The following is an 11,964-nucleotide window of genomic DNA, read 5'->3' on the forward strand; positions in this document are numbered from 1 at the left end:
GTTTCCGGCCCCAGGGGACACAGGTCAATCTCTCGCGGAGCTACGGGAAGCAATGTCTGTCACGGTAGATGGGGATAAGTCGGGATCGGTTCCTGGCCGGCTGCGCCGCGTCCTGCGCGGGCCGCGTGCCGAAACGGTTCCCTCGCTGGTGGGCACGGCCTGCACGGTCATCGGTCTGATCGACATCGCCGCCGGGGTCTTCCCCCGGTTCCGCGCCAGCCGCATGCACGCCGTCGCGGAGGTCCTGCCGGGCACCCTCGGCCCCCTCTCGGCAGCCCTCTCCGTCAGCGCCGGCGTCCTGCTCCTGCTGCTCGCGCACGGCCTGAAGCGCCACAAGCGCCGCGCCTGGCGCGCGGCCGTGATCCTGCTGCCCGTCGGGGCCGCGGCCCAGTTCGTCTACCGCCACTCCGTCATCGGCGCCCTGCTCTCCCTGGCCCTGCTCGCCCTGCTGCTGCGCCACCGCGGCGAGTTCGCGGCGCTGCCCGATCCGCGCAGCCGCTGGAAGGCACTGGCCAACTTCGTGGTGATGGGCGCCGGCTCGATCGGGCTCGGCCTGATCATCGTCAGCGCCCACCCCCGCAGGGTGGTCGGCAGCCCGGGCCTGAGCGACCGCCTGGAGCACGTCCTCTACGGCCTGTTCGGCATGGAGGGCCCCATCGGCTACCGCGGTGGCGTCGACTGGACCGTCGGCTACTCGCTCGGCGCGCTCGGTCTGCTGACCGCCATCACCACCGTGTACCTCGCCCTCCGCCCCGAGCACCCGGTCGCCCGGCTCACCGAGGACGACGAGACGCGGCTGCGCGAGCTGCTCGCCCGGCACGGCGGGCGCGACTCGCTCGGCCACTTCGCGCTCCGCCGCGACAAGGGCGTCGTGTTCTCCCCCAGTGGCAAGGCCGCCGTCTGCTACCGCGTCGTCTCGGGCGTGATGCTCGCCAGCGGTGACCCGATCGGCGACGTCGAGGCCTGGCCCGGCGCCATCGAGCGGTTCATGGACGAGGCCAAGGCCCACTCCTGGACCCCTGCCGTCATGGGCTGCTCCGAGACCGGCGGCGAGGTGTGGACCCGGGAGACCGGTCTGGACGCGCTGGAGCTCGGCGACGAGGCGGTGGTGGACGTCCCGGATTTCTCGCTCACCGGGCGCGCCATGCGCAACGTGCGCCAGATGGTCAAGCGCATCGAGCGCAATGGGTACACGACCCGGGTCCGGCGCGCCCGTGACCTCTCGGACGGCGAGCTGGAGCGCATACGGCAGGCCGCCGCCGACTGGCGCGGCACCGACACCGAGCGCGGCTTCTCCATGGCGCTGGGCCGCATCGGCGACCCGGCCGACGGTGACGCGGTGATCGCCACCGCCCACAAGGAGGACCCGGATGCCCCGTACGGGGACCTGAAGGCGATCATCCACTTCGTGCCGTGGGGGACGGACGGGATGTCGCTGGAGCTGATGCGCCGCGATCGCTCCGCCGACCCGGGCATGAACGAACTGCTGATCGTCGCCGCCCTCCAGGCCTCCCCCCAACTGGGCATCGAGCGGGTCTCGCTGAACTTCGCGATGTTCCGCTCGGCCCTGGCCCGCGGCGAGAAGCTCGGCGCCGGCCCGGTCCTGCGGATCTGGCGCGGACTGCTGGTGTTCCTCTCCCGCTGGTTCCAGATCGAGTCGCTGTACAAGTTCAACGCGAAGTTCCAGCCGCGCTGGGAGCCCCGCTTCGTCGTCTACCGCAACGCCCGCGACCTGCCGCGCATCGGCTTCGCGGCGATGCAGGCGGAGGGCTTCGTGAACATCGAGCCGCCGCGCCCGTTCCGCCGCCGGCGCGCCGCCCGCCCGGCCCGGCCCTGTGCGCACATCTCCCCGTCGCACGGGGAGCACGAGGTCCGCGCGGCCTGACCCGCCCTGCCGGAGCGGCACCCCCTAGGCTGGACGCATGAGTACGTTGCGCGCGCGTGGCACGGCCCGGGGCCTGCCGGAGTGGGACCGCTGTGCGGTCATGGGAGTCGTCAACGTGACCCCCGACTCCTTCTCCGACGGTGGTCGCTGGTTCGACACCACGGCCGCCGTCAAGCACGGTCTGGAACTCGTCGCCCAGGGCGCCGACCTGGTCGACGTCGGCGGCGAGTCGACCCGGCCGGGCGCCACCCGCGTGGACGAGGACGAGGAGCTGCGGCGGGTCGTCCCCGTCGTGCGCGGCCTGGCGGCCGAGGGCGTCACCGTCTCGGTCGACACCATGCGCGCCTCGGTCGCCCGCCGCGCCGTGGAGGCCGGCGCGGTGCTGGTCAACGACGTGAGCGGCGGTCTGGCCGACCCGGAGATGGTGCCGTCCGTCGCCGCCGCCGAGGTGCCGTTCGTCGTCATGCACTGGCGCGGCTTCAGCGAGAACATGAACAGCCTCGCCGTGTACGACGACGTCGTGGCGGAGGTCGTCGCCGAGGTCCACGCGCGCGTGGAAGCGGTCGTCGCCGGGGGTGTCGACCCCGAGCGGATCATCGTCGACCCGGGCCTCGGCTTCGCCAAGCAGGCCCCGCACGACCTGGCGCTCATCGCCCACCTCGCCGACCTGCGGGCGCTCGGCCGCCCGCTGCTGGTGGCCGCCTCGCGCAAGCGGTTCCTCGGCCACGTCTTGGCCGCCGAGGGCTCGGCGCCACCGCCCGCGCGGGAGCGGGACGCGGCCACCGCCGCCGTCTCGGCCATCGCCGCGCACGCGGGCGCCTGGGCCGTGCGCGTGCACGAGGTACGGGCGACGGCGGACGCGGTCCGCGTGGCCCGCGCCGTCGAGGGTGCCCTGTGAGCGACGCGCGGACCCGCGACACCGAAGCGGTCGAGCTGGCCAACACCGCCTTCTACGAGGCGATGGAACGCGGCGACTTCGAGGCGATCTCCGAGCTGTGGCTGGCCGAACCGCACGGCGGGATCTCCTGCGTGCACCCCGGCTGGCCGGTGCTGACGGGCCGGGGCGAGGTGCTCCGCTCGTACGCGCTGATCATGGCGAACACCGAGTACATCCAGTTCTTCCTGACCGATGTGAAGGTGTCCGTCGCCGGTGACACGGCCCTGGTGACCTGCACGGAGAACATCCTCAGCGGCGGCCCGGCCGAGGACGGCGCCGAGCTGGGACCGCTCGTCGGCCAGCTGGTCGTCGCGACGAACGTGTTCCGCCGCACACCGGACGGATGGCGGGTCTGGTCGCACCACGGTTCACCCGTTCTGGCCGAATCGGGTGACGACGAGGACGACGAGAACCCCTCCTGAGTGGGTAGGCGAGCGGTGAACCGGCCCCATGGTCGGGCGTTGTCAGCGCTCGCAGGTAGATTCGAGTGGTGGCAACGCGCGTCGACCGCACCCGGCCGTGTGCCCGCCAGACCAACGACAGCAGGAGTGATTCGCGTGGACCGTGTCGCGCTGCGCGGCCTCAAGGCCCGTGGGCACCATGGCGTCTTCCCCCGGGAGCGCGAGGAGGGCCAGACCTTCATCGTGGACCTGGTGCTCGGCCTCGACACGCGCCCGGCGGCGGCCGACGACGACCTGGCGAAGACGGTGCACTACGGCATCGTGGCGGAGGAGGTCGTGGACGTGGTGCAGGGGGAGCCGGTCGACCTGATCGAGACGCTCGCCGAGCGCATCGCCCACCAGTGCCTCAAGCACGACGGGGTCCAGGAGGTGGAGGTGACCGTCCACAAGCCGGACGCCCCGATCACCGTGCCCTTCGACGACGTCACCATCACCATCACACGGAGGCGCGCATGAACAGCACGCAGAGCGACCCGACGGTACAGCCGGTGCCCGCCTCCGTGGTGGAGCAGGTCGACGCCGCGGACATCACGCTCTCCAACCCGAAGCGGGCCGTGATCGCCCTCGGGGCCAACCTCGGCAACCGCCTGGAGACCCTCCAGGGCGCCATCGACGCCCTGGAGGACACGCCGGGCGTCCGGGTCAAGGCGGTGTCCCCGGTGTACGAGACGGAGCCGTGGGGCGTCGACCCCGGCTCGCAGCCCTCGTACTTCAACGCGGTGGTCGTGGTGAAGACCACCCTGCCGCCCGCCTCGCTGCTGGAGCGGGCGCACGCCGTGGAGGAGGCGTTCCACAGGGTCCGCGACGAGCGCTGGGGCGCCCGCACCCTGGACGTCGACATCGTGGCGTACGCGGACCTGGTCTCCGACGACCCCGTCCTCACCCTGCCGCACCCGCGCGCCCACGAGCGGGCCTTCGTCCTGGCGCCGTGGCACGACGTCGACCCGGAGGCCCAGGTCCCGGGCGTCGGTGCGGTCGCCGATCTGCTGACGGGCGTGGGCCGGTCCGGCGTCCTCGCCCGCGAGGACCTGGAACTGCGGCTGCCCGAGTAGTCGTTAACCTCGACGAAGATCGTACGGCGACGAGCGCGAAGGACCCCCGGTGAAGCAACTGAGGCTCAAGGTACTGGCGGGTCTTTTCGTCGTCGCGGGCATCCTCTCCTGGGGAGGCGCCCGGCTGTGGGAGGCGTTCGGCACCGTGCCGAGCGTGCCCCTGGCCGCGCCGATCGTCCTCGCCGTGATCGCGGTGGTCCTCATGGCGACGGCCCTGTCGCTGCGGGCCCGGCTGCGCGCCCAGCGCGAGCGCCGTCCCGGCGCGAAGGGCGTGGAGCCCCTGATGGCCGCCCGCGCGGTCGTCTTCGGCCAGGCCAGCGCCCTGGTCGCCGCGCTGGTGAGCGGTATGTACGGCGGGGTGGGCGTCTTCCTGCTCGGCTCGCTCGACATCCCGCCCCGCCGGGACCAGGCGATCTACGCCGGCTTCTCGATGGCGGCGGGCATCGCGGTGATCGCGGCGGCGGTCTTCCTCGAGCGGGTCTGCAAGCTCCCCGAGGACGACGACGAGGTCCCTTCCCGGGGCTGACACCCCGGACGGGACGGGGCCGCCATCCGGCGGACAGCGGCCCCGGGGCGTGTGCCGCCTACAGCAGCGTGCCGCCCGCCACCTCCGTCGTGGCGAGGATCGCCGACAGCCGGTCCAGCACCTCCTGCGACAGCTCCACCCGCGCGGCGGCGAGGTTCTCCTCGATGTGCGCGGGGGTACGGCTGCCCGGGATCGGCACCACGTGCGGGTCCTGCGCCAGCAGCCACGCCAGCGCCAGTTGCGCCGGGGTCAGCTCCAGCTCGGCGGCGATGCCCCGCACCGGCGCGAAGCGGTCGTTGTTGGCCTGCCGGTTCTCCGCGGCGAACCGCGGCATCTGCTGCCGGAAGTCGCCCTCCTTCACCTCGCTCACCGTGCCGGTGAGGAAGCCCGCCCCCAGCGGCGACCACGCCACCAGCCCGACGCCCAGCTCCCGGGCGGCGGCGAGCAGCTCCGGGTCGGCCGGGCGCCACATGGACCACTCGGTCTGCACGGCCGCCACGGGGTGCACGGCGTGCGCGGCCCGCAGCTGGTCGGCGGTGACGTTCGACAGGCCCAGGTACCGGACCAGCCCGTCCTGGATGAGGTCGGCCACCGCACCCACGGTGTCCTCCAGGGGCACCTGCGGGTCGGGGAAGTGCGGGTAGTAGAGGTCGATCCGGTCCGTCCCCAGCTCCCGCAGGCTCGCCTCCGCGTACCCGCGCACATGCTTGGGGTCGGCGTTGACGGCGAGCTCACCGAAGGCGAAGCCGACCGGGAAGGGGTGCGGCTCCACGCCCTCGGGCAGCCGGAAGCCGAACTTGGTGGCGATCGCCACCTCGTCCCGCCGCCCGCGCAGCGCCTTGCCGATGAGCCGCTCGTTGTGGCCGTCGGCGCCGTACCCGTCCGCCGTGTCGATCAGGGTGGCGCCCGCCTCGACCGCGGCGAGCAGCGCCCGCTCACCGCGCTCGTCGTCGATCTCCCCGTACACGCCCGGCGACAGCACCATCGCGCCGAAGCCGAGCGCGGACACCTCCAGGCCGCCGAGGCTGCGTGCGGGTAAGGACTTCGCCTGCTTGTTCGTGATCGTCATGCTGTGAGTCTTCACGGCATGGCCCGCCCGCGTCCACCGCCTGTCCGGCATAAAAGACAAGCAGAGAAGCGGAGTTGGTCAGTCCGCCATGATGAGGCTCATCGCCTCCGCGCGCGTCGCCACATCGCGCAGCTGACCACGCACGGCCGAGGTGATCGTCTTGGCGCCCGGCTTGCGGATGCCGCGCATCGACATGCACATGTGCTCGCACTCGATGACCACGATCACGCCCCGCGGCTCCAGGATCTTCATCAGCGAGTCGGCGATCTGGGTGGTCAGCCGCTCCTGCACCTGGGGCCGGCGGGCGTAGACGTCCACGAGCCGCGCCAGCTTCGACAGACCGGTGATCTTGCCGGTGGTGGACGGGATGTACCCGACGTGGGCAACACCGCGGAACGGCACGAGGTGGTGTTCGCAGCAGGAGGTGACCTCGATGTCCTTCACCAGGACCATCTCGTCGTGCCCCAGGTCGAACGTCGTCGTCAGGACGTCCTCGGGCTCCTGCCACAGACCGGCGAATATCTCCCGGTAGGCCCGCGCCACCCGGGCCGGAGTCTCCCGCAGGCCCTCCCGGTCCGGGTCCTCCCCGACCGCGATGAGGAGTTCGCGTACGGCGTTCTCGGCGCGCTTCTCGTCGAAGTCGCCGATCCTGCCCTCGCCGTCCAGCGTCACCGGGTCGGTCATTCTGTGCCTCGTTCCGTTTTGCCTTCAGTACGCGCGTACACAGCACACGCAAAGCCGCGCCCCCACAGGCTAGAACCTGGGGGGCGCGGCTTTCATTCCGGGGCCGACGGCCGCAGGCCGACGGCGGTCCCTCACGCCTCGGGGCGCTCCTCCGTCACCGGCTCCGCCGCCGGAGAGGCGTCGGAGGCAGGTCCGGAGCCGTTCGCCCCGACCGTACCGGCAGCGCCGTTCGTCAGCGCCAGCTCCTTCGGCGAGAGCACCGGAGGCCGCGTCGACGGCGTGCGCCGCGAGGAGCCGGTCCACGCCGGGCGGGCCGGGCGCTTGACGATCGGGGCGAAGATCTCGGCGATCTCCTCCTTGCCGAGCGTCTCCTTCTCCAGCAGCCGCAGGACCAGGTTGTCGAGGACGTCACGGTTCTCGACGAGGATCTCCCAGGCCTCGTTGTGCGCGGTCTCGATGAGCTTCTTGACCTCTTCGTCGACGAGCGCGGCGACCTCTTCCGAGTAGTCGCGCTGGTGCGCCATCTCGCGGCCCAGGAAGGGCTCGCTGTTGTCGCCGCCGAACTTGATCGCGCCGAGCCGCTCGGTCATGCCGTACTGCGTGACCATGGCCCGCGCGGTCGCGGTCGCCTTCTCGATGTCGTTCGCCGCGCCCGTGGTCGGGTCGTGGAAGACGAGCTCCTCGGCCGCGCGGCCGCCCAGCATGTACGCCAGCTGGTCGAGCATCTCGTTGCGCGTGGTCGAGTACTTGTCCTCGTCCGGCAGGACCATGGTGTAGCCCAGGGCCCGGCCCCGCGACAGGATGGTGATCTTGTGCACCGGGTCGGAGTTGGGGCAGGCCGCCGCGACCAGGGCGTGACCGCCCTCGTGGTACGCGGTGATCTTCTTCTCCTTGTCCGACATGATCCGGGTCCGCTTCTGCGGGCCCGCGACCACACGGTCGATCGCCTCGTCCAGCATGTGGTTGTCGATCAGCTTCTTGTCCGAGCGGGCGGTCAGCAGCGCCGCCTCGTTCAGGACGTTCGACAGATCGGCACCCGTGAAGCCGGGCGTACGGCGCGCCACCGCGGACAGGTCGACGTCCGGGGCGACCGGCTTGCCCTTCTGGTGGACCTTGAGGATCTCCAGACGGCCCTGCATGTCGGGGCGGTCGACGGCGATCTGCCGGTCGAAGCGGCCCGGGCGCAGCAGCGCCGGGTCGAGGATGTCCGGCCGGTTGGTGGCGGCGATCAGGATGACGCCGCCCTTCACGTCGAAGCCGTCCATCTCGACGAGCAGCTGGTTCAGGGTCTGCTCGCGCTCGTCGTGGCCGCCGCCGAGGCCCGCGCCGCGGTGCCGGCCGACGGCGTCGATCTCGTCGACGAAGACGATCGCCGGAGCGTTCGCCTTGGCCTGCTCGAACAGGTCACGGACGCGGGAGGCGCCGACACCCACGAACATCTCGACGAAGTCGGAGCCGGAGATGGAGTAGAAGGGCACGCCCGCCTCGCCCGCGACGGCGCGCGCGAGCAGCGTCTTGCCCGTACCGGGCGGGCCGTACAGCAGCACACCCTTGGGGATCTTGGCGCCGACGGCCTGGAACTTCGCCGGCTCCTGCAGGAACTCCTTGATCTCCTGGAGCTCCTCGACGGCCTCGTCGGACCCGGCCACGTCGGCGAACGTCGTCTTCGGGGTGTCCTTGGTGATCAGCTTGGCCTTGGACTTCCCGAAGTTCATCACTCGGGAGCCGCCGCCCTGCATCTGATTCATCAGGAACAGGAAGACCACGACGATCAGCACGAACGGCAGCAGCGAGAGCAGAACCGAGACGAACGGGGACTGCTTCGACGGCGAGACGGTGTAGCTCTTCTCGATGTCGCCCGCTTCGTACTTCTTCTGCAGCGTGGCAGCCAGGTCGGAGCCCTGCGTTCCGATGTAGCTCGCCTGGACCTTGTCGGCACCGTCGACCTTGAAGCTGCCCTTCAGGTCGATCTTGATCATCTGTTCGTCGCCGGTGGTGAGCTTGGCCTGCTCGACCTGGTTCTTGTCGATCGCCTGGATCACCTTGCCGGTGTCCACCGTCTTGTAGCCGCCCGACGAGCCGACGACCTGCATCAACACGACCACGGCGAGGACGGCCAGCACGATCCACATGACCGGCCCACGGAAGTATCGCTTCACGTCCATCCATACGGAGCGATGACGCCCCGTCCCTCCTGCCCGTAGGTAAATGCTGCTATGAGAAAAGACTGTTCTTCGGACGGTACCCCAGCATTGTCACCCGCGACCGCCTTCCCATGCTTCAACGGCGGGAAGGAGGCCGGGGTTCCCGTGCGGGCCGGGGCATCGGCTGATCAGCCGCCGTACACGTGCGGCGCCAGCGTCCCGACGAAGGGGAGATTGCGGTACTTCTCCGCGTAATCCAGGCCGTACCCGACGACGAACTCGTTGGGGATGTCGAAGCCGATCCACTTGACGTCGATCGCGACCTTCGCCGCCTCCGGCTTGCGCAGCAGGGTGCAGACCTCCAGGGAGGCCGGCTCCCGCGAGCCGAGGTTCGACAGCAGCCACGACAGCGTCAGACCGGAGTCGATGATGTCCTCGACGATCAGGACGTGCTTGCCCTTGATGTCGGTGTCCAGGTCCTTGAGGATCCGGACGACGCCGGAGGACTGGGTGCCCGCTCCGTACGAGGAGACGGCCATCCAGTCCATCGTGACGGGGGTGGACAGCGCGCGCGCCAGGTCCGCCATCACCATCACGGCGCCCTTGAGGACACCGACGATGAGCAGGTCCTTGCCCGCGTACTCCGCGTCGATCTTCGCGGCCAGCTCGGCCAGCTTCGCGTCGATCTCTTCCTTGGTGATGAGCACCGACTGGAGGTCGGCGCCCATGTCTTTCTCGTTCACCCGGGTCACTTTCGTTGCAGCCTGCGTCAGCCTTGCCGAATGACCAGTCTGCCACCCTGGCGGCGTGCCTCGACGCGGCCGGGCAGATTGATGGCTCCCTGACCGCGCCAGCTGGTGATCAGCCGGTCCAGTTCCTCGATGTGGCGGGCGAACAGCGAGCCGGCGGGGGCCCCCTCGGCGATGGCCGCGCGGCGCAGCACGCGACGGCGCACGGCGGGCGGCAGCGCGTAGAGCCTGGCGCACACCAGGTGGCCGGTCTCGTCCCGTACGGACGCCTCGACGTCGGCCGCCCACGCGTCCAGCGCGTCGGCGTCGTCCCGGCACAGCTGGGCCGTCCGGGCGAGGGCCTCGACGACGCCCTTGCCCAGGGACTTCTCCAGGGCGGGCAGGCCCTCGTGGCGCAGGCGGGAGCGCGTGTAGGCCGGGTCGGCGTTCATCGGGTCGTCCCAGACGGGCAGGGACTGGACCATGCAGGCCTTGCGGGCCGTCTGCCGGTCGAGCTGGAGGAACGGGCGGCGGTAGCGGCCTTCGGCGCCGGAGACGGCGGCCATGCCGGACAGCGAGCGGATGCCGGAGCCCCGGGCGAGTCCGAGCAGCACGGTCTCGGCCTGGTCGTCGCGCGTGTGGCCGAGCAGCACGGCGGCGGCGCCCAGCCGGTCGGCGGCCTCGTCCAGCGCGGCGTACCGGGCGTCGCGGGCGGCGGCCTCGGGTCCGCCGTCGCGGCCGACGGTCACGGTGACGGCCTCGACCGGGTCCAGCCCCATCACGGCGAGGCGGGCGGCGACCTCGGTGGCGCGCAGGTCGGAGCCGGGCTGGAGGCCGTGGTCGACGGTGATGCCGCCGGCCCGGACGGGGAGCTTGCGGGCCTCGAAGGCGAGGGCCGACGCGAGCGCCATGGAGTCGGCGCCGCCGGAGCAGGCGACCAGCACGAGCGGCGGCTCCGGCGGTGCGCCGGCGCCGGGCCCGGGGTCGGTGGTGACTCCCGGGGAGCCGTGTGCCGTGGTGCTGATCTCGGGGACGGCGTACTGGGTGAGGACGTCGTGGAGGACGCGGCGGACCGCCAGGCGTATCGCCGCGACCGCAGGATGGGGACCCATGTCCGGTGCCCTTCGTGTGTGAAGTAAGGGGGTGCCTCGGTCGGAGTCTTAACGGCCGGACCGGAGGGTTTGGTCACTCAGGGTGCATCGATCGTGACAGAACCCGGCCGATACCCGAGCATCGCACGCCCACCCACGGCCCACGGTCCCTCGGATGGGTGATTGGAGGGGCGCCGTTCACGCCGTCGGGCCGGAACGGGCCGCTCACTCCGCCTTGCGGTGCACCCGCGCGACCCAATCCGCCGGTTTGGCGATCTCCGCCTTGGTGGGCAGCGTGTTGGGGGAGGTCCACACGCGGTTGAAGCCGTCCATGCCGACCTCGTCGACGACCGCGCGGACGAACTTCTCGCCGTCCCGGTACTGGCGCAGCTTGGCGTCCAGGCCGAGCAGCTTGCGCAGCGCCAGGTCCAGGCGGGACGCGCCGCGGGCCCGGCGCTGCTGGAACTTCTCGCGGATCTCCGCCACCGACGGCACGACCTGCGGTCCCACGCCGTCCATCACGTAGTCCGCGTGCCCTTCCAGGAGCGACATCACGGCGGTGAGGCGGCCGAGGATCTCGCGCTGCTCCGGCGTCTGGACCAGCTCCACCAGCGAGCGGCCGCCGTCCTCGTCCTCCTCGCCCTCCGGGCGGGCGCCGGCCAGCGTCTGGGCGGCTTCGCGCAGCCGCTCCAGGACCGTCATGGGGTCGACGTCGGTCGCGCTCAGGAATGACTGGATCTCGCCCTGGAGGTGGTCGCGCAGCCAGGGCACCCCGGTGAACTGGGTACGGTGCGTCTCCTCGTGCAGGCACACCCACAGCCGGAAGTCGTGGGGCGCCACGTCCAGCTCGCGCTCCACGTGGACGATGTTCGGCGCGACGAGCAGCAGGCGTCCGCCGCCGTGCTCGCCGGCGGGCAGCTCCCGCGTGGCCGGGGCGAACGTCTCGTACTGCCCGAGGACCCGGGAGGCCAGGAACGACAGCAGCATGCCCAGCTCGACGCCGGTCACCTTGCCGCCGACCGCGCCCAGCACGGCCCCGCCGGGCGAGGCGGCGCGGCGCTCCTGCATCTTCTCCAGCAGCGGCTTGAGCAGCTCGCGGAAGCCCGCGACGTTCGCCCTGATCCAGCCGGGGCGGTCCACGACCAGGATCGGGGTGTCCTCCGGCTCGTGGCCCTCGGGGATCATCCGGGTGTACGCCCGGACGTGCTCCTCGGACGCCTTCGCGTGCCGCCGCAGCTCGGCCACGACCGCGCGGGCCTCGTCGCGGCTCACCTCGGGCCCGGGGCGTACCAGCCGGGTCGCGGTCGCCACCGCGAGGCTCCAGTCGACCATCTCCGCACCACCGATGCTCGTCATGCGTCAACCGTACGTGCTCGGCGCGCGGATG

General features: G+C 71.6%; 12 protein-coding genes. 6 read left to right on the forward strand and 6 right to left on the reverse strand.

The features are described from left to right. Positions 1-52: 52 nt before the first annotated feature. The 6 genes from IH00_RS0125260 (at position 53) to IH00_RS0125285 (ending at position 4,861) form a co-directional block, all read left to right on the forward strand. Entirely contained in the window at positions 53-1,885 is a 1,833-nt protein-coding gene (locus IH00_RS0125260; protein ID WP_052411622.1) for a phosphatidylglycerol lysyltransferase domain-containing protein, read from the forward strand. A 37-nt stretch (positions 1,886-1,922) separates the two neighbouring features. Then, complete coding sequence (folP, locus tag IH00_RS0125265) at positions 1,923-2,783, forward strand: dihydropteroate synthase (protein WP_078887948.1); 861 nt, start codon at positions 1,923-1,925, stop codon at positions 2,781-2,783. Next, complete coding sequence (locus IH00_RS0125270; RefSeq protein ID WP_031077380.1) at positions 2,780-3,244, forward strand: nuclear transport factor 2 family protein; 465 nt, start codon at positions 2,780-2,782, stop codon at positions 3,242-3,244. Before folP ends, IH00_RS0125270 begins: the two co-directional genes overlap by 4 nt. Positions 3,245-3,379: 135 nt before the next feature. Then, on the forward strand, positions 3,380-3,739 hold the full coding sequence (folB, locus tag IH00_RS0125275; protein WP_031077382.1) for a dihydroneopterin aldolase: 360 nt from the start codon (positions 3,380-3,382) through the stop codon (positions 3,737-3,739). Further along, entirely contained in the window at positions 3,736-4,335 is a 600-nt protein-coding gene (folK, locus tag IH00_RS0125280) for a 2-amino-4-hydroxy-6-hydroxymethyldihydropteridine diphosphokinase (RefSeq protein WP_031077384.1), read from the forward strand. Before folB ends, folK begins: the two co-directional genes overlap by 4 nt. Positions 4,336-4,384: 49 nt before the next feature. After that, positions 4,385-4,861 (forward strand): DUF3180 domain-containing protein, encoded by a 477-nt coding sequence (locus tag IH00_RS0125285; protein ID WP_031077386.1) that lies wholly within the window; start codon positions 4,385-4,387, stop codon positions 4,859-4,861. A 58-nt stretch (positions 4,862-4,919) separates the two neighbouring features. On the opposite strand, the gene IH00_RS0125290 is transcribed toward IH00_RS0125285, so the two are convergent. From IH00_RS0125290 to IH00_RS0125315, 6 genes are all read right to left on the reverse strand, one after another. Next, positions 4,920-5,930, reverse strand: a complete 1,011-nt coding sequence (locus IH00_RS0125290; protein WP_031077388.1) for an aldo/keto reductase — start codon at positions 5,928-5,930, stop codon at positions 4,920-4,922. Positions 5,931-6,008: 78 nt separating this feature from the next. Beyond that, entirely contained in the window at positions 6,009-6,614 is a 606-nt protein-coding gene (gene folE / locus IH00_RS0125295; RefSeq protein ID WP_031077390.1) for a GTP cyclohydrolase I FolE, read from the reverse strand. 131 nt (positions 6,615-6,745) lie between these two features. Continuing rightward, positions 6,746-8,779, reverse strand: a complete 2,034-nt coding sequence (gene ftsH, locus IH00_RS0125300; protein ID WP_031077391.1) for an ATP-dependent zinc metalloprotease FtsH — start codon at positions 8,777-8,779, stop codon at positions 6,746-6,748. A gap of 167 nt (positions 8,780-8,946) precedes the next feature. After that, entirely contained in the window at positions 8,947-9,486 is a 540-nt protein-coding gene (gene hpt, locus IH00_RS0125305; protein ID WP_031077393.1) for a hypoxanthine phosphoribosyltransferase, read from the reverse strand. A gap of 41 nt (positions 9,487-9,527) precedes the next feature. Continuing rightward, a complete protein-coding gene (tilS, locus tag IH00_RS0125310) occupies positions 9,528-10,598 on the reverse strand; it encodes a tRNA lysidine(34) synthetase TilS (protein ID WP_031077394.1) in 1,071 nt (356 codons plus the stop codon). 204 nt (positions 10,599-10,802) lie between these two features. Further along, complete coding sequence (locus IH00_RS0125315) at positions 10,803-11,933, reverse strand: zinc-dependent metalloprotease (protein ID WP_031077395.1); 1,131 nt, start codon at positions 11,931-11,933, stop codon at positions 10,803-10,805. Positions 11,934-11,964 lie beyond the last annotated feature (31 nt).

This window comes from Streptomyces sp. NRRL S-118 (assembly GCF_000716335.1).
In the GTDB taxonomy this organism is placed as follows: Bacteria; Actinomycetota; Actinomycetes; order Streptomycetales; family Streptomycetaceae; genus Streptomyces.